This window comes from Corynebacterium sp. H113 (genome assembly GCF_037572315.1).
Taxonomy (GTDB): domain Bacteria; phylum Actinomycetota; class Actinomycetes; order Mycobacteriales; family Mycobacteriaceae; genus Corynebacterium.
Genome location: NZ_JBBHKZ010000002.1, coordinates 423,514 through 443,170, shown reverse-complemented (window position 1 = coordinate 443,170; position 19,657 = coordinate 423,514). Strand labels below are relative to the sequence as shown.

Here is a 19,657-nt window from a genome sequence, read left to right as displayed (position 1 = left end):
AGGAGTCCTCCGTCAAGAATACAGATGCATTGATGAAATGTCGTAGCGCATTGAGCGAAGCCGGGGCTTCCACACTCTGTGGAGGCCCCGGCTTTCGCAAGAGTTACGTGTTGGCTAGTGAACTAGCCATACAACGTTCTAGTTCTGTGCTGGGTTGTCGTTCAGGATGCCGTCAACCAGTCGTGCTTCCGGATTCAGGATAGCTGCCTTCTCCAGCGCATCCTTATCGCCGTATTCGCCGCCATCGCCGAGGCGACGGCCCTCTGGGCGTTCGTACAGAACGTCGCCACCGTAGATGGCATCGTCAATACGACGCAGACCCGCTGCTTCACGCTCACCTGCAGCCTCACGCCACTGAGCAGCAACAGCTGGACCATCGTTCGCAACCAGCGACGCGTAGAACGCCTCAGGGTGCGCAATGGCAACCAATGCGGACACGTGACCGAAGCCTAGCGAGGTGACCAGACCGGCCTTCAGAGGCATTGCCTCACCGAAGTTCAGCGGCTTGGTAGCCCAGACCAGGCGACCGTGCTTGGACAGAACAGGGTCAACACAATCCAGGGAACGGTTCGCTGGGACAACGCCGGAGCGCAGTACCTGGGTCAAACCGATCATCTGGAATGCAGCTGCACCACCCTTTGCGTGACCAGTCAGCGACTTCTGCGAGACAACGAACAGCGGGTTCGCCTCATCGCGACCAATGGCATCAGCGATGCGCTCGTGAAGCTCAGACTCGTTAGGGTCGTTCGCGTTCGTCGAGGTGTCGTGCTTGGACAGGATTGCCACGTCGTTGGCGCCGACACCGTGAGCTGCCAGCTGACGAGCCAAGCGGGACTTTTCGCCGCCACGTGCAGCACCCAACGCACCAAGGCCAGGGGCTGGAATCGAGGTGTGTGCGCCGTCCGCGAAGCTCTCTGCGAAAGCAACAACACCTAGAACTGGCAGACCAAGGTCGCGCGCGACAGAGCCACGTGCCAGCAAGACAGTGCCACCACCCTGGGACTCCACGAAACCGCCACGACGACGGTCATTTGCACGCGAGAAGTACTTGCGCTCAATGCCCTTCGCGTCCATGGTTGCGGAATCAGCGGTTGCCGCCATGTCACCGAAGCCGGTGATGCCTTCCGTCGACAGGTCGTCGAAACCACCCGCAACCACGAAGTCGGACTTGCCGAGCTTGATCTTGTCGTAGCCTTCTTCCACTGACACTGCTGCGGTGGCACAAGCGGCTACAGGGTGAATCATCTGGCCGTAGCCACCGACGTAGGACTGCATGACGTGCGCCGCGATAACGTTTGGCAGTGCTTCCTGCAGCACGTCGTTTGCACGTGGCAGGCCGAGAATGCCGTCGATGTAGAGGCTTCGCAGCGATTCCATCGCACCGATACCCGTACCCTGTGTCGAGGACACAAGACCTGGGTGGACTGCCTGCAGCAGCTCGGCTGGGCTGAAGCCCGATGCCAGGAAGGCATCAACAGTACAAACCAAGTTCCACAGCGAGACGCGGTCCAGGTTGTCCATCATGTCGGCTGGGATGCCGTAGACAGCTGGGTCAAAGCCCTCTGGGATCTGGCCACCGACGTAGCGGCTCATCGCCATACGACGTGGTACCTGAACTGCGGTGCCCGACTTGCGGGTCACAATCCACTCGCCAGATTCTTCATCTGGCATTGCGTAGGTGTTCTCAGGGTCGCTTTCCACGAAGGTTGCCGCCGCAGCACGGTCACGTACTGGGAAGGACAGGTCACGATCCAGGTAGACGGTGGTCAGCTCGGTCATCGTGTTGTCGACCAAGTCGCCGTCGTCTCCGTAACGACGAACACCGACGCGTGCAGTGACTTCGTCGCGGTAGCGTTCAACGATGTCAGCTTCTTCCAGAGGCTGATCATCAGCATCGAGCCAACCGCCATCGTAGGAAATCAGACCCATGGTCCACGCCAACTCGACGATGCCAGCTGCAGAAATCTCGCCGACCTCTGCTTCGAAGCGGGTACGCGAGGAACCGTATGGTCCAAGCTCCGCTGCACCGACGATGACAACCATGTCTTCTGGCTCGACCTTGACGTCAACGAACTCTGGCAGCACCGAATCCAGTGGGGTACGAACACCCGGCAGTGCCTTCAGTGCACGCTGTACTGGGCCTTCTTCGGTGTCCTTGCCGGCGGCAGCTGCAGCCTCGGCTGCCTCAGCAGCAAGTGCGGACATGTTGAGGTCGACGTCGCCAAGTCCACCGGTGAGGTCAACCGTAATCGGCGCGTTGTCGGCCTTTGCGCGTGCGTCGGCAGATGCCTGCTCGACCAGCAGCTGAGCCATTTCCTCGGTTGCGTAGGTACGAACGCCCTTCGCTTCCACCGTTTCCACGAGAGGGTCGTTGCCACCCATCAGGCCGGTGCCGCGGACCCAACCGATGTGAGCGTGGACCAGCGACGTGCGCTTGCCCCAGATCTCTTCAGCATTCCAGCGAGTAACAACTGCATCGAGAGCAGCCTTCGACTCACCGTACGCACCGTCACCACCGAAGCGACCGCGGTTCGGCGATCCTGGCAGAACCACGTGCAGACGGTGGCGGATATTGGACTCAGTGCCGATATCCGACAGACCTGCGATGAGGCGCTCCACAGACCACAGCAGCAAACGCATCTGCATTTCTGCAGCTGGACCGGCATCTGCCAGGGATCCCGAAACACCAGGTGCAGCGAATGGGAACAGCAGCGATGGGGTCAGGGCTGGCTTCAGAACGACAGAGTCAGCACCAACGGTTGCAGTCTGCTCGTTGCCCACCCAATCGACCAGAGCATCGAGATCCTGGTAGCTGGTGAGGTTTGCAGGAAGTACCCACAGGGCTGCGCCATCGATAGCGTGCGTGCGGTACAGCTCGCGGTAGAAGGTCAGTCGGGAATGCGAAAGACGCGAAGTGGTGGCAATAACGGTTGCGCCACCTGCAAGCAGCTCTGCGATGACCGAAGCAGCGATGGAGTCTGGCGAACCACCGGTGACAACGGCAACATCCTTAGCGAACTCGCCAGCACCTGCAGCGACAGCGTTGTCTGCAAGGTCGCGGTAGACAGCTGCAAGTTCCTGACGGCCTTCGTTGTCAGCCTTGGTTGCCCAGAAACGAGCCTGCTCGACAGCGGTTGCAGAGATCGTCGATGGGGCTTCCTTGCCTGCCCACATTGCGGCCAGGTCTTCACGGGACGTTGCCCAACGGTCGTCGATAAGAACTGCCTTGTTCGCATCGAAGGATGGGGTCACGAGCTTTGGCCAATCAGCGCCGAGCTCTGCGGTAACCAGGTCGACGAGCTTTTCGTCAGCATCGTCGGAATCGAAATCGACAGCGCCGGTCATCTCGTGACCAAGCTGCGACAGGATGGTGCGGGCTGCAGTTGCCAGGACACCGCTCGAACCGGTGACCTGCTCAGCAAACTCACCCAAGGCTGCGGAGTCCACAACTCCACCGCCACCAGCGCCACCAGCAGCAGGCATCGTGACAGCAACGCCACGGTTTGCGCCAACTGCCTGGACAGCGGCGTCGATAAGCTGATCAAGTTCAGCCTTCGTACCTGGGGTGGCCTGGGTCAGGTGACCGAGATCGCCACCACGCAGGGAGGCACCTTCGCGGGAGCCGAGAACCAGCTCAGCACACGTTGCCTGAGCCCAGCCCTCACCGAGCTGCCACACGTCCGTGACACGGTCGGTGACGTGGTTTGCACGTGCACCCGCAGGACCGGTGACGCGACGCAAACCATCGGCGATGGACTCGCCGAGTACTGGACCCCATGGGGTGTAGCCACGGACCATGCCGCCGACCTTGTCCTTCAGACTTGGCAGATCAGCATCTGCTGCACCGTCGATGGAACCAAGACCGAACTCTGCACCAAGATCCAACAGCAACTGGTTACGACGCGAGGACACGCCATCAACCAGCGTCTCAATCGAGTCTGCTGCACCCATCTGATCTGGGCGAACCTTCGTCCACAGAGCAATCAAAATCTCGACTGCATCAGCTGGAGTGACAGTGATGTCTGCTGGACGTTCAGCCGACGTAGCAACTGGAGCTGCAGCAGGCGCTGCCGCTGGAGCTGCTTCAGCTGCTTCCTCAGCTTCGCTTGCCGACGCTTCCTCGGCAGGATCGTCGTCACGCTCAAGGCGGACTTCGTCGCGAGCGAACACAGCGTCAGCATCACGCTCGACGTTCCAAATGGTGATGTCGCGCGTGGCGTGGCGTGGCAGGAGTGCGGTACGAGCAGCGAGGTTTGCCAGCGTTGGCGCAGTGCCAACACCCACCTCGATCATGCGGGATACGCCGAGCTCACCGAAGAGGAGGTCCTGGGTTTCAATCCAGCGAACTGGCGAGCAGAACTGCCATGCCAGAAGCTCGACCAACAGGGTGCGAGTCAGGCGGCCTGGCTTTGCTGCGTGAGCATCAAAGTCAGCCAAGATGTCGCGCAGGATATCCGAGTCGGCGACTTCAGCCATCTCACGGACGAACGTTTCGGTCAGTGCAAAGCAGGTAGCGGTCAGGTTAGGGATGTAACGACCAACCAGTGCTTCTGGATTGACCTCTTCAGGTAGAAGGCGATCCAAGTGTCCGCGGAACTCGTCGACACCGTCGCGAAGAACTGCGGAGTGGAATGGCACGTCAATGCCTGGGATACGGACGTAGCCCTTGCCATCTGGCGATGCCTTCTTAGCGGCAGCTTCCAGCGCAGCGAGACCAGCGACGGTGCCAGCTACTGCGTACTGCTTACCAGCGAGGTTGAAGTTCACAACCTCCAGGAACTCGCCGGATTCCTCCGCGATAGCAGCAACGTAGCTCTTAACCTCGGATTCCTTGACGCCGATCTTGTCTGGGCGCAGTGCGGACAGGCCGTAGTTGGAGCGGCCTTCTTCGTCACGGGGGACCAAGGAGTGCATGGTCAGGCCACGGTGGTACACGACCTCCAGCACAGCAGCGTTGTCGATAACGCCTGCAAATGCAGCGAGTGCGTTGTACTCACCCACGGAGTGACCAGCGAAGTAAGCGGTCTCGTCCAGTACGCCTGCTTCACGCATTTCCGCAGCCTGTGCCATGCCCAGGGTTGCCATCGAGACCTGGGTGAACTGGGTCAGGTTGAGGACGCCTTCTGGGTGGTAGAAGCGATGACCATCGACGACAACTTCAGTTGGGTTGTCGCGAACGATCGCCAGTACCGAGAAACCAAGGTTTTCACGAGTTACGCGGTCAGCGTCGTCCCAAACCTTGCGGGCAGCAGCGGAACGGTTACGAGCTGCAAGGCCCATCCCCTTCGACTGGATGCCCTGGCCAGGGAATGCGTAGCACGTAGCTGGTGCTTCAATAACGGCGGTTGCAGTGAGCACTGGCTCACCGCCGACTGTTGCAGTCACTTCGCGAACTTCGAAGTTTCCTGGACGATCGTCCAAACCACGACGCTCAACGGTGTAGGTCACTTCCTGACCTGGCAGCACTGGCTGCAGCATGGTCGTCGTGAACTCGGTGACGCGCTGACCCAAGCCAGCAGACACTCCGTGAATGGCAGCGTGCTCAGCCACAGCGGACAGCCACATGCCATGGACGATGACACCTGGCAAACCTGCGAGTGCAGCAGCACGGTCATCAACGTGGATTGGGTTACGGTCGCCACTGACAGTAGCGAATGGCTCCATGTTGTATGGAGCGGTTACAACCAGCTCAGCGCGGTGGCTGCGTGGGGTGTCCGTCACGGTTGGCAGTGGAACGGTATTGACCAGTGCGGTCGAGTTGCCATTGCGACCGCGAATTGCGAAACGCTCCGAAAGGGTGGCAACCAATCCGTTAGCATCGTTGATCTCTGCGCGGACTACGACCACACGTCCCATCTCGGTATCCGAGACATCGTCAGTGTGAGCGGTGATGGTCAGCGCGGTGCCGTCGGCAGGCAGTTCCTGTGCCATACGGATGTGGTGCTCAAGGTGCACCAGTGCCAACATGCCTTCGACCACATCGATGCCGGTCTCGGTCTTCGCCGAGGACACAGCAGAGAAGATTGCAGGCCATGCGAGGCCGACCAGGGCATCTGGAGCAGTTGCCTGGGTCGCGCCCGTCACAGCGTCGTGATCAGCAGCGCCAGTTGCGGTCCACGTGGTCTCCCACGTTGCTACGCCGTCGACAACCTCTGGAAGCACGCCGCCAGCAGCGATGGTTGTGAGTGCACGCATTGCCTCAGTTGCATCTGCTGCGGTGACAACCGGAGTTGCGCCAGGCTTGTCAGTCACGGTCAAACGCAGGGTCAGCTCGTGGTCATCAGCGCCGGAGCCTTCGAGTGGAACGCGCAGAACAACTGCGTCTGCAGCATCAGCGGTAACGGTTGCACCGGTTTCAGCGTGGGCAAAAACGCCCGAGTCAGCGTCACTTGCCGACCACTGTGCTGGCGCACCCAGCAACTGAACTGGGTTCTGCTGCTGACGTCCAGCCCACCAAATGGTTGGGGCATCAATGACACGCTGAACCAGCTCAACGGCAGCGTCATCCTGTGCAGAATCCGCAACGCTGAGCTCTGCAATAGCAGCCTGCTCGAAGCGACCCAAGATCTCAGCAACTGGCTCATCAGCCTTGGTGATACCAGCAACGGCTGCCGTACCCGGGATGATGCATACGCCGTCGGCGTCGTAACGCTCGTCGTGAGCCTGCCACAGCGAATCGGAGCGCCACCAGCGACGTACTTCAGCGTCAATTACTGGTACGAAGTTCACTGGCTTGCCGGGCGTACGGCATGCGTTAGTGATGAAGAACTCGACATCTGCTGGGTGCAGTCGCAGATCCAAGTTGTAGTTTGCAGCAAGCTTGTCGACGATCGCCGTCGCAGCAACTTCACCGGCAACAAGTGCGCGCGCCTCGTCAGCGTCGATGACGGAGTTGAACTCCCCTTCATCGGTTTCGGCCAGGCGAGCTTCGAACTGGTCGACGATAGCCATGAAGCGAGTCGCCCAGGATGGGTCAATGAATTCGCCGTCTGGGGTTGCCAGTTCGAGGTAACGATCCAGTACTTCGCGGTACGTCATTGCGTCGACGTCGCCGAAGTATGGCTTCGCGGTGGAGTTGATGGCCTCGATGATTTCATCGCGACGTGCAGCAACTGCGTCTGCGTCGTTGGCCACTTCGTCGAGAAGTCGACCGGCGCGGGCAGCTGCGTTGTCAATCTCGTGAATATCAGCGCCAAGCTGGGAACGACCTGAAGCCATACCTTCAGCTGCGCCACCTGCTGGAACCCACTCAGCGGTACCGGCGGTGTCGACGAGCATCTTCTTCACACCAGCAGATGCGGTGGATTCCTTCGCTGCCATCGCAGCGGTACCAATGATGATCGAGTCAACTGGCATCGCTGGGTAGCCGAGCTTCTCGGACCAACGACCGAGCAGGTATTCAGCTGCCTGCTCTGGCTGGCCAATGCCACCGCCAACCGACAACACAACGTTCTTGCGGTCACGAATGTCAGCGTAGGTAGCGATCAGCAGATCATCGAGCTCTTCCCACGAGTGGTGGCCACCTGCGCGGCCGCCCTCAACCTGAATGATGATTGGCAACGCAGCAGCACCGTTGGTGCGCTCATCTTCCTCCAGAGCATCCGCAATTGCGAGAACCTGGCGAATCTGGTTGACGGTACCTGGCTTGAACGAGATGTAAGGGATGCCAGCTGCACGAAGCTCTGCAACGAGTGCGACTGCTTCGTCAGTCTCTGGGATACCAGCGGAAATGGTGACACCGTCGATTGGTCGGCCAGCTGCTACTGCACGCTGTACGAGTCGACGGGAACCGATGTGCATTCCCCACAGGTATGGATCCAGGAACATCGTGTTGAACTGTGCCGATGCGCCTTCGTCGAGCAGCTCATGCAAGCGCTCAACGTTTTCCTGGAAGATCTCTGGGGTGACCTGGCCACCACCAGCAAGCTCAGCCCAGAAGCCAGCGTTTGCAGCAGCTGCGACAATCGCTGGATCAACGGTGGTTGGGGTCATACCACCGAGCAGAATTGGGGAACGACCAGTCAGACGCGTAAATGCAGTCTCCAGTCGAGGAGTTGGCTTTGCGACGACCGTCGGCAAGTACTGAGCCCACTCGGTTGGAGCTGCTGGCGCAGAACCTGGCTGGAAGAGCTCTTCCTGGCCTTCGTCGGTCGCTGCAGCAACAACGGTGACGCCAAGGCCCGCAACCAGACGGCGGGTTAGGGTTGCAACGCCTGCTTCTGGGCCAACCTCGACGATGACGGTTGCGCCCTCGTCCACAGCAGAGGCAACTTCGCGTGGCCAGTCAACTGCATCCGTCATGACGTGCTCAGCGAGCGGACGAGCAAATGCTTCTTCGATGCCGATCTTCTCAGCGGCAGCGACAACGTCGTCCACAGCTGACGACATCGATGGGTGGTGGAAACCACCGTCAACGGGGAGACGGCTAAAGGACGGAGTGAAAGGCTTGCCTCCGCGAATCTTCGCTTCGAGCTGACGAGCATCCTTCTTTGCTACTGCCTCCAGAGTTGCCTTCGTTACAGCCAAATCGTCGCTGTTACCCACGACTACGCAGGTTTCACGATCGTTGATCAGACCAACGACTGCGTTGCCTGCAAGGAATGGAGTGACCTGCTCTGCGCGTGCGTCCTTAACCATCATCATTGGGCCGGATGCCGCATCAGTGTTTTCGCCCGTCTGAACCAGACGTGCCAATCGGCTGTGGCGAGCAATAGCCACACCAATGAGCTCTGCGACAGCCAGGACGTCTGCAGCTCGGCTTGGGCCCTCAGCAGCTGCTGCACCGAGAGCGCCCTGCGAGTGGCCAATTGCGCTTACCGCTGCCTCGACCGGAAGGCCCTGAGCAGACAGCAAATCGAGAACTGCGAGCTGAGCCGTCAAAATACCTGGCACACTGACAGCTGGCGAGTTCAGATTTGCCGTTACCGTCTCATCGTTTAGTCGCTGGTTTGCCCACGTCAGTGGCGCGAATCCATCAGGGCGTTGACCCGCAATAGAAGGAGCAATTGGTCGCAACCGCTCCTCTACCTCAGCGAGCAATTCACGGACACGGGAATCAGTACCAGCAGAAACGCACGTTGCCAGCGTTTCTACCCAACGCAGACCCTGGCCAGCAAAGCTCAAGGCAAACTTCTCGCCAGAAGCGAGACGCTGGACCAGCGGAAGTTCCTGCGTAGAAGCGGTGGCAGCGTCACTCGTCGCAGTATCTGCTGCGGCGTTCCCGGCTGAAATGTGATGGAAATTCACGAACTGTGGCTCCTTATTACGAATGCAACCTTCACTCAGGTCTTTTGTTTGACAAATAAATATGCCACAAAATCGTGAGGATTCCATCATGTTTCTTGTCCTCGCATCCCCCTGGCACCACAGATAGCCATCCCTATCGACCTAACTCCGGGGCTAATAAGTAGCCAAAAATCCCCGCGCTGTCGCGCCACTACACCATGCACAACAGTCGGTCAGGCATCTTCCGCCAAAAAGGGGCCAAAATGTGATCATCCCGTCACTTTGACCCTATAACCTGCAAGATTGTTTCGAAGCGACAACAACCCCACCACGACCGAGAGCCACATCGCTATATTCCGCCATCGCTCGTCCCACATGGCTAGCCAACACAACACCTCCGCCAGCGTGATAGATTTGCGCGCCATCCACGTCAGCACAATATTGTGACGAAGCTCACTTCAATTTCTTGTGTCCCGCCCGTGTCGCGAATAGGCTAATGCACTGAACGGAAACCCGCTGCCAACTACTCCAAAATATCGCGGATGACCGCTTCCGCTTCCTCGATTCGTGACCGGGAATCCTTGGATACCGCATGTTCCTCGGTTGCCAATGATTCGCCGGACACCGATTCGTCGTCAGGCGAAACAACTGTGCCATCAAAAATCGCGCACGGGTCGTCATTCACGATGGTGTCGTCAGGAGTGATGCCGCGACGGGCCATGTACTCATCTATATGCATTGAAATGCTCAACGGGAACGCCTCCTCACTGCCAAAGTGTAGGGTAATCGCGTGAGTAAACAAGGATCACTGCCGCCGCTTGGCCCTGCCTGGGCTGGGTCACTGATGGGCACGTCTATTGCAGCGACATTGACGTCGATTCACGGTATGCGAGCCCTGTCGTTTGTTTTCCTCGGCTTGTCCGCAATTGTTTTGTGCGCGCTCACGGTTGGCTACGCCAGGTACCGCAACCCGAAATTCCACCAGCCCTTCATGGCTCCGTGGGGTATGGCCGTCATGGGCCTTCTCGCATTCGGCGGAGCCTGGACAACCATCGTCGGCTCGCCAGTGGTACAAGAAATCATTTGGTTACTCGCAACTCCAGTGGCAGTCGCAGTGTGCATTAACCAACTTCGGAAGTTCCACGGCGAACCCCAGTTCATGTGGGGTCTAGCCCTGGTCCCACCGATGGTTGCAGCAACCTCAGGTGGCCAACTTGCTACATCAGCTCACTTGCCGGATATGTTAGCGACGGCTCACTGGCTCATCGCTATCGTCTGTTTCGCGCTCACTTTTGTGACAGCCATCCCGGTTTTCGCCCGCGTATATATTGAGGTACTTCGCAGTAAGGTACATATCCCCGCTCCACTCACAGGCACCACATGGATCCCACTTGGTGTCGTTGGCCAGTCAACTGCAGCGGCAGTGGTTCTCACCAACAAGATAGAGATGCCACACGTCGCAATCATCTACGGGTACATCATGCTAGTTCTGGGCATTCCCCTTGCCTCATATGCCGCGTACCGTTTTTGGACTGCAATTGCATCGTGGCCCGCTTACTCACCGGGCTGGTGGGGATCAACCTTCCCTGTCGGAACGCTAAGTCTTGGCGCACACATGCTTGCGACCACGACGCACCAACCTTGGTTGGACATCATTAGCCGAATTGCGCTTGCACTACTCCTCATACATTGGTTCGTCGCAGCACTCGGCGCGATCTCCCACCTGAGAATCACGCCACGCCACATCACACGTCGCTAGGCAACCAACGCGTAACATATCCCCCATGCTGGCACGACAAAGCACTGAAAGAAGAAAGCGCACCACAACTTTGCTCATAGGTGTCGCTGTGGTTGTGCTTATCGTGCTCGGCCTCATTTTTGCACTTGGTGTTAGGGTTTTCGACTTCCCATTCGCCACAAATCGCAATATTAATGAGTATTGCGCAACTCTTGGCCTGCCTAACGACGATTCCCGGTCCACACCAGAGTCAATTTTTGCCGATGCAGACATTGAGGAACCTGCAGAGGGAATCACGTTAGGCAAGCGCCTGACTGCCGACGGCATCACCAGCCGATACAACATTTATGCCCGCAATATTGACTTCTCCAAGCCTGTAGGCGTCGTTGTACGACTACATGGCGACGGTGGCGAAGAGTTCTATAAACCAGATGAACTAGCCGCCTGCCTTGCTGAAGTTGCTGCCTCTCACAACAAAATTCTTGTGGTTCCACTTTCACCCGATTCCGACGGCGAGAGAACCTGGTGGGAGGACATCCCGTCAAGCACTACATTTCTCGGTGCACTGCTGGACGACGTAGCCAAGAAGCATAAATTTAATCGCCACGATGTGCACTGGACCGGCTATTCAGGAGGCGCTGAAGTTCTTTCCTACGGGCTCATCCCGCAGTTCCCTTCCCTCATTGGAAATGGCGCCCTAATGCTCGGCGGCGGCGGAGCTAGCCGACACATGGAAACTGTGGCCACGGAAAAGCAGAAGCAAACTATAAAGCTCACTTGGGCCACTGGCATGAACGATGACGGCACAGACCCTAACTCAACGTTCGACGCAAAATCAGCTGCCGAAAAGGGAGCTCGCTGGTACCGAGATGAAGGCTTCGCTAACGTCTCGTTAAATTTGATTCGCGACGCTGACCATTTCTCCCTTCCCGAGCAAGCTCTACTTGACGAATTCTTGACGAAATAATCGCATCGCATAGCGAATCAGGCAGATAGAGGGAAAGAATTCTTACCCCCGTCTACATCGTCAACTCGCAGCATTAAACTTTGCCTATTGCAATTATTTATATTCAATCGAGAAAACGAACTTCGAATAATCCCAGCTCAAGCCCCTCTATAGCGGAATTCCACAATTACTCTTCGGCACCTACGCACCAACAAACACAATCTATAAATTTGCAATTTCCACTTGCGTAAAGTTTGTAACCGCCACTTACCCCCTCGCACTGCGCACATAAATAGCTACATTTGTTTCCCAGATTGTTTCACTTAGGATAATTAATACTTGCCATTTATCCGCCCGAGATAATCACATTTTTATAAAAATAGGAAGCGAAGCGCCCGCTTTGAGTGAGAACAATGACAGTTAAACCTCCCTCTGTGCAAGACCACCCAACACTTGCTATTTACGGGCTCCAGCAGGAACCTGAACCACGCACCCTTGTGGACATTTTTCAGGCAACTGCCAACGCGCACCCCAACGCAATTGCCATTGAAGGAATCGATGGCACCTTGAGCTACCGTGAGACGCAGCAACGAATTGATGTCATCGTGCGTCGCCTAGCCGAAATAGGAATTGGTCGTGGGGACCGGATCGGCATCCGGGTTCCGTCCGGAACTGTTGACCTATACCTATCTATTCTGGCCACTATTCATGCTGGTGCTGCCTACGTGCCCGTGGACTGGGATGATCCCGATTCCCGCGCCGATACTGTGTGGGAAGAAGCAAATGTCAACGCGGTCTTCGGCTCCGGCCTTGAGCTGACAATGATGGGCTCTTCCGCACGTTCTGCCTCGTTGTCGCCCGAAAGACCAACCGTTCAGGACGATGCGTGGATCATTTTTACCTCGGGTTCGACAGGTAAACCTAAGGGGGTCGCAATTACCCATCGCAGTGCAGCAGCATTGGTCGACGTTGAAGCAGATCTGTATCTGGCCAATGCACCACTTGGTCCGCAGGACCGAGTCATGGCCGGTTTGTCAGTCGCTTTCGATGCCTCGTGTGAAGAGATGTGGCTCGCTTGGCGTAGTGGCGCTGCGCTGGTAACGGCACCTCGCGATGTCGTTCGATCAGGCGAGGACCTCGGCAATTGGATTGTTCGCAATAACATCACTGCAGTATCGACAGTTCCCACGCTAGCGTCGTTTTGGCCTATCGAGGACCTCAACAAGGTGCGTTTGCTTATCGTCGGCGGCGAGGCTTGCCCGATGGAACTCGTCGAAAAGTACGACCGACCTGGTCGTGAAATGTGGAATACCTATGGCCCGACCGAGGCAACGGTTATTGCAAGCGCGCATGTCATGACCACTACCCCGCCGATTCGCATTGGCCGTCCAATCGATGGTTGGCAGCTCACAGTCGTCGATGAGAATGAGCAACCTGTGAAATGGGGCGAAACCGGTGAGCTGGTCATTGGTGGCATAGGTCTTGGTCGATACCTCGATCCAGAAAAGGATGCCGAAAAGTATGCGCCACTGCCGAGCTTGGGTTGGGAGCGCGCATATCGCAGTGGCGACCTCGTTCGGGCGGAGCGAGAAGGACTCGTATTTGCTGGTCGCACCGATGATCAAATCAAGATCAACGGTGTCCGTACTGAACTTGGCGAAGTCGATGCACACCTCACCGCCCTGCCTAATGTCCAGGTAGGAGCAGCGGCTATTCATAAGACAGACGCTGGTGCAGATGTGCTCGTTGGCTATCTCATGCCAGAGCCGGGCAAGACTATCGATATCGTTGATGCCCGGCGCGCTCTCGCAACGACTCTCCGCGGTGGCACGCCGAGTCTTTGCATTGTAGACGAAATGCCAATGAAGACTTCTGGCAAAGTTGACCGCAAGGCTTTGCCGTGGCCTCTGCCTGCGTCTGCCACGGGCGGAACTCCGGACCACGATCTTCCACCAGAGCTGACCTGGCTCGGTGACTTGTGGACTTCCTTGCTTGGTCCTGTTCCGCTGGAACTCGACAGCAATTTCATCGATTTGGGTGGCACTTCGGTCGCCGTCGCAATGCTCGTGTCTGAACTGCGCAAGGCTCATCCTGGTGTGGAGATCGCCAAGATCTACGCTGATCCCACAATTCGTGGCATGGCGGAATATCTCGATACTTTGGCAGATGCCTCAGATTCGCGTTACGACGAACCGTTGCCCGAGCCACGTCCTATCCCATGGTTCAGTGGTGTGTACCAGAGCCTTGTAGTGATGTTGTTTTACGCATGGAACGCCCTGCGATATGTCGCGGGAACACTGATCGTCGTCTGGATCTTGGCGACGTTTTTCAATGCTCACTGGATGGATGTACCTCCGCTGTGGCCGATTGCCGTGGCATATGTGGTGCTGTTCTCCATGCCAGGTCGAGTACTCACGACTGCTGTCGTCTCGCGAATTCTGTGTTTCAACATCAAGCCAGGTAGGTATCTACGTGGCGGATTGACACACATGCGGATCTGGACTGCGCAGAGATTCCTGGAATTGCAGAAACTGGAAAACCTCTACGGAACACCGCAAGTAGCACTGTTCCATCGGTTGATGGGCAATAAAGTTGGTAAACGCACACTGTTGTGGCACGCACCATCGGTAACGGGTCTCGTTTCTATTGGCGATGACTCCAGCATCGGCCATGAAACGGATCTCCAAGCCTATTATCTGGTGGGCGATACCCTCATCGTTGACGAGATCACCATCGAAAACAATGTGCGTATCGGCGCCCGAGTGTTTGTGAATCCAGGCACGCATATTCAGGCTGGCGCCGAAGTGATGCCAGGTTCAGCAGCGTCCGGCACCGTCGAAGGAAATATGGCCTGGGGCGGCTCGCCCCTCTTGCTTGTCGGTCCTGCAGATGAATCCTGGCCAGTCGAGTCTGCATACACCGCGTCGGGTGTGAAGCATTTCTCTGCGTTCACCAACTGGGTAAGCCATCTCTTGGCAATGATGTGGGTTCCTGCAATTTCAATTCTGGCTATTACGCCTTCCCTGCTCATAGTGTTGCCGCAAGTACACCGTATGCAGCGATTCGAGAGAGTCTTCCCCATCTTTGCCACGTGGGTTCCAGTTTTTGTCATTCTGACGATGGCTACCTGGATCGGCCTCGTAGCGCTCACGCTTCGTTTCTTGTCAGTATTCATTCAGCCGGGGTACTACCCGCAGCGTGGACCCGTCGGCGTAGCAATGTACCTCGCACACGTGTTGATGCAGCGCTCTCTCATTTCGACATACGTCCTCTACGCATCATTTGTGACCCCATATTTGCTTCGTCTTTTTGGTGCCCGCGTGGAGCGAAACGTGGAAATCTCCACTGTTGAAACGATTCCTCACCTCACTGCTTTTGAGGAAGGCACGTTCATGGCGGACCACTCGATGGTGTCGGCAACGCGTTACCGCAATGGTTGGCTGCATGTCGGTAGTTCGGTCATCGGCGAGCGCAGTTTCGTGGGCAATTCAGGAATCGTCGGCCCTGACCGCGATATGGCACCGGATTCTCTGGTCGCGGTGTTGTCATCACTTCCGGCGAACATCATGGCTGGCACCAGCTGGATTGGCCGAGTGCCAACTGAAATCCCGCGTCAACGAGTCCAGGCAAGCCTGGAAGCTACCTACAATCCACCGCTGCGCCTCAAAGTCGCACGTGTCTTGGTCGAAGTATGCCGCTTGCTGCCACACATGATCACAGCGTGGCTTGAATTGGCCATCGTATGGATCCTCGCGATTGTTTACCTCCGTTACGGACGAGGTCTCGACGGGATGCTCGGCGTCCTGCTTTGGGCGTGGCCAACGGTTTTCGCAGCAGGTGTCATTTCGTCGACAATTCCGATCATCGTGAAATGGCTCCTCATCCACCGTTTCAAACCAAGCCAAAACCCACTGTTCAGCGCATTTGTATGGCTCGGTGAACTCTCGGACGCATTCAACGAAACCCTTGCTGTACCAAGCTTGATTCGAATGAGCCTGGGCTCGCCGATGTACAACCTGTGGCTGCGCTTGATGGGCACCAGAATCGGCAAGAATGTGTGGTGCGAGTCGTGGTGGCTTCCAGAGTTCGACCTCATTGAACTTGACGACGGCGTCACCATTAATCGTGGCACCGTCCTTCAAACGCACCTCTTCCATGACCGAGTCATGAGCTTGGAGAGCGTTCACTTCGAGGCGGGATCGTCGCTGGGTCCGAATAGCTTCATCCTGCCCGGCGCCACAGTGGGCTGCCGAACCACAATCGGACCTGGCTCCCTGGTCATGCGTCAGGAAAGCCTCCCCTCAGATACCCGATGGGGAGGCAATCCCGTGCAGTTGCTCACAGAATCAACAACTGCAGATCTAGCCATAGCCCAACGTGACAATGCCGAACGTGACATTGCCGATGCCGACAATCCCGATCCAGGTGCACTCACTAACTGTGGGTTGGTTCGCGAAGGAGTAACCCATGCCGGATAACTCAACGTATTTGGTCGAAGGGCACTTGCCTCCAGGGCAACGACCAACGCCGGGACCCCGAGGTCCTCGTGAAGTATGGCGTGGCATCGCAGCGAACGAATCTGCGTCGGATGTCTTGCGTCACGACGATCCGTCGCGACGCCTCGCCCCCGGTGGCCGCCACAGACGGCGTCGCAAGCATTCAACTGACCTACGACTGCGCAGTGGCCGAATCGAGGGTATCGATGTCGCACGTGGGTTTGCGCTCATCGGCATGGTGCTGGTGCATACGTTCCCCACGTCCATAGACGGCGAACAGACGCTGATGTGGCTATTGTTCTCCGGCAAGTCGGCACCCCTATTCGCGGTACTGGCGGGTGTCAGTCTCGCGTTTATGACTGGTGGCGACCGTCCATATATTCGTTCGCGACTGCGCTGGTCGAAGTCATCGATCCTGGTTCGAGCGTTCATGCTGTTGCTGATCGGCTTGACGGTCAATACATTCGTGCCTCTGTTGCCGGAGAACATCCTCCCGTACTACGGTCTGATGTTCTTATTCGCGTTGGTTTTCATTGATTTACGCATCCGACAACTCCTCGTGACAGCGTTTGTCATGGCACAACTCATGCCGACGATTACCTTCTTCGTGCTGAAGTACTCGGAGCTAGAGACCATCTACAATCCGGATTTCTTCGACATCATGTCTGATCCAGTGTCCACGATCATGAGTTTGCTGTTTACCGGTGTCTACCCAGTTGCAGCGTGGATGGCGTACATCTGTCTGGGACTCGCCCTTGGACGCATGGCTCTGCAGAAGACTCATGTGCAATGGGCAGTCATGTTGTCTGGTCTGGTCGCCGCTGCAGCAACTTTCGTGGCATCCAACCTGATCATTTTGTGGCTTCCCACGAACAAGATGCTTGTGAACGCAATCGGCGGCCCCGGCCGTGAAGCGCGAAAGACAATTCAAGATGTTTTGACTTTTGGCGCGTACGAAAGCCCGATGCCAACCAACTCTCTTTTGTGGCTGCTGGCAAATGGTCCGCATCTCAATACTCCGGTGTCCACCATTTATGCAGCAGGCCTGGCGTGCATCGCCATCGGTGGCTTGTCATTGCTGACCAGTAAGATACTGCAAATCCTTCGTCCACTAGCCATGGCTGGCTCGATGACGCTGACGCTGTACCTCGCACACATCGTGTGCCTGACTTTCATGATGAAGAGCGTCTTCTTCGCCGAACACCGCCTCGCCGCAGCTCTGATTCAAATCGGTGTCGCGATCTTCTTCGCATACCTGTGGCGAGTCAAGTTCGTCTCAGGCCCGCTGGAAAAGTGGCTAGCAATCCTGTCCCGCAGTGGCGCGACGACTATCGAACGTAAAGAACCACCGAAAGGCGATGCCCAGCGACGTGTGTACTCGACGAAGTCCTACCACTTCGCCCCTGAGCACGACAAGGTCTAACAACAGCAAAGCCCTCTGAACCAATCTGGTCAGAGGGCTTTTTGGTGCGCCCGGAGAGACTTGAACTCTCACGTCCTAAGACACTGGAACCTAAATCCAGCGCGTCTGCCAATTCCGCCACGGGCGCGTAGCTCCATACACTTTACTGGTCCTTGCGAAATTTTCCTAATAGGACTGCACTGCTTGACGACGATCGTCGTCAAGCAACACTGACCACAGGCGATCGGCAATTGCCAATAGGAACAGGCTAGTCTGGAAAGGTATCTTCCAACCGCTGCGACGAGTCCGTCGCTTCGTAAGAAACTGGTGAAACGTGTCCGAGAACAAGGCTCCGCTGACGAAGCGTGCGCGCATTGGCACGCTGATTTTCGTCATCATCGCGGTGATTGCAACTCTGTTGCTCGCGTATTGGCAGCTCAGTCGCTGGGAATCCACGAGTTCATTCCAGAATCTTGGCTACGCTCTGCAGTGGCCAGCGTTCGGTATCTTTTTCATTTGGGCCTACCGCAAGTGGCTGGGCTACGAACGGGAACGAGCTGAAGGTAATTTCGAGGCGGCCACCACCGTCAAGGAGGGCGAAATGACTGAAATTCCGGAAGATTTCTTGCCCACTAACCCGGACGGCACTCGCCGGGACAACAAGTAGCTGACACAACCGACCGTAGGTCTCAGGGAGTTTTTGTGAATACTGTCAATCCAGTTCGTGCGAAGCGAGTCAAGACTGCACTCACCGCATTCTCTATCACGGCGTACATCACTGGTGTAATGCTTCTCGTCCTGTGTGCCGAGATGGTGTACAAGTACTTGATTCTCGACGACTCCAGCCAGGCACCAGGCTGGTTTTTCTATACCGCGCAGGCGCACGGCTTTGCATACATGGCATTTCTCATTGCCATTGTGAACCTCGGTACGAAGGCTCGGTGGGAGCCAGGAAAGTGGATCATCACCGCATTGGGCGGCGTTGTGCCATTCCTGTCATTCTTTGTGGAAGCGAAGCGTCGCGATGAAGTAAAGCGTGCTTTCAACCTCGACTAATTGTCTTCTGTCGCTTGAATCGGGCGCACGGACACATGCTTTGAACAAGAAAGACCTCGTGGACTAATCTCCACGAGGTCTTTTTCTGTGTCTACATTACGCGTTCATCCGAGCAGCAAGAGCCGCAATCTCGGGAACAAGCTGCGCCAGAGCGCGACCGCGATGACTCATCGAATCCTTCTCCGCTGGCGCCAACTGCGCAGCAGTACGTGGCAGATCACCCAACGTTTCTAGCTCACGACCAGCAGCAATTCGCTCGTCTTCTTCCAGCGGAACGAAGATCGGATCATAGCCGAACCCCTCGTCTCCGACAGGCCCCCGGACGACGCGACCTGGCCACTGCCCCATCACCGAAATGACTTCAGGCTCTGCATCGCTTTCCGACGATTCCACATTGGGCACCACCAGTACACATGCAGAACAGAACGCTGCGGTGCGACGCTCGTCTGGGACATCACCCATCTGGGCTAGCAGCAACGAATAATTGGCCATGTCGTCGCCGTGTTGACCAGACCAACGCGCGGAGAGAACTCCCGGCATACCGTTTAGTTCATCCACGGCAAGGCCGGAGTCATCAGCAAGACATGGCAACCCGGTAGCTTCCGCACCATCAAACGCCTTGATAAAGGCATTATCCGCGAACGTGCGACCATCTTCCGGGCGCTCCTCGTACTCAGCGACATCTGCCAAGCTGAGTAATTCCACGCCGTGGATATCAGCGGCGACGAGCAGACGATCGAGTTCGACCAGCTTCTTCTTATTACGGGTAGCAACGAGCAGCTTCATACGTCCCC

Annotated in this window: 9 protein-coding genes and 1 tRNA gene; 6 read left to right on the top strand and 4 right to left on the bottom strand. The window is 56.9% G+C overall.

Annotated features, from left to right (window positions below):
* Positions 1-138: 138 nt before the first annotated feature.
* Together WG938_RS03195 and WG938_RS03190 are read right to left on the bottom strand one after the other, a co-directional pair.
* Positions 139-9,159: a fatty acid synthase subunit beta domain-containing protein gene (locus tag WG938_RS03195; protein ID WP_339978781.1), complete on the bottom strand. Its 9,021-nt coding sequence runs from the start codon at positions 9,157-9,159 to the stop codon at positions 139-141.
* A gap of 589 nt (positions 9,160-9,748) precedes the next feature.
* Complete coding sequence (locus WG938_RS03190) at positions 9,749-9,976, bottom strand: hypothetical protein (protein WP_339977513.1); 228 nt, start codon at positions 9,974-9,976, stop codon at positions 9,749-9,751.
* A 39-nt stretch (positions 9,977-10,015) separates the two neighbouring features.
* On the opposite strand from WG938_RS03190, the gene WG938_RS03185 reads away from it, so the two are divergent.
* The 4 genes from WG938_RS03185 to WG938_RS03170 all read left to right on the top strand — a co-directional run bounded on the left by WG938_RS03185 (position 10,016) and on the right by WG938_RS03170 (position 17,828).
* On the top strand, positions 10,016-10,984 hold the full coding sequence (locus tag WG938_RS03185; RefSeq protein WP_339977511.1) for an SLAC1 family transporter: 969 nt from the start codon (positions 10,016-10,018) through the stop codon (positions 10,982-10,984).
* Between the two features lie 25 nt (positions 10,985-11,009).
* The gene (locus WG938_RS03180; RefSeq protein ID WP_339977509.1) at positions 11,010-11,930 is read left to right on the top strand and encodes a hypothetical protein; all 921 of its coding nucleotides are present in this window, start codon (positions 11,010-11,012) and stop codon (positions 11,928-11,930) included.
* Between the two features lie 392 nt (positions 11,931-12,322).
* Positions 12,323-16,387 carry a Pls/PosA family non-ribosomal peptide synthetase gene (locus WG938_RS03175; protein WP_339977507.1) on the top strand — a complete coding sequence of 1,355 codons (4,065 nt, stop codon included), beginning with the start codon at positions 12,323-12,325 and terminating at the stop codon, positions 16,385-16,387.
* Positions 16,377-17,828, top strand: coding sequence for a DUF418 domain-containing protein (locus tag WG938_RS03170; RefSeq protein WP_339977505.1), 1,452 nt, complete (start codon positions 16,377-16,379; stop codon positions 17,826-17,828). The genes WG938_RS03175 and WG938_RS03170 overlap by 11 nt, the downstream gene beginning before the upstream one ends.
* Before the next feature lie 42 nt (positions 17,829-17,870).
* On the opposite strand, the gene WG938_RS03165 is transcribed toward WG938_RS03170, so the two are convergent.
* Positions 17,871-17,955, bottom strand: a tRNA-Leu gene (locus WG938_RS03165).
* A 186-nt stretch (positions 17,956-18,141) separates the two neighbouring features.
* On the opposite strand from WG938_RS03165, the gene WG938_RS03160 reads away from it, so the two are divergent.
* Together WG938_RS03160 and WG938_RS03155 are read left to right on the top strand one after the other, a co-directional pair.
* A complete protein-coding gene (locus tag WG938_RS03160) occupies positions 18,142-18,474 on the top strand; it encodes a hypothetical protein (protein WP_339977503.1) in 333 nt (110 codons plus the stop codon).
* A 35-nt stretch (positions 18,475-18,509) separates the two neighbouring features.
* Positions 18,510-18,863 (top strand): DUF3817 domain-containing protein, encoded by a 354-nt coding sequence (locus WG938_RS03155; RefSeq protein WP_339977501.1) that lies wholly within the window; start codon positions 18,510-18,512, stop codon positions 18,861-18,863.
* A gap of 96 nt (positions 18,864-18,959) precedes the next feature.
* On the opposite strand, the gene WG938_RS03150 is transcribed toward WG938_RS03155, so the two are convergent.
* A complete protein-coding gene (locus tag WG938_RS03150; protein ID WP_339977499.1) occupies positions 18,960-19,649 on the bottom strand; it encodes a non-canonical purine NTP pyrophosphatase in 690 nt (229 codons plus the stop codon).
* Between the last annotated feature and the right edge of the window lie 8 nt (positions 19,650-19,657).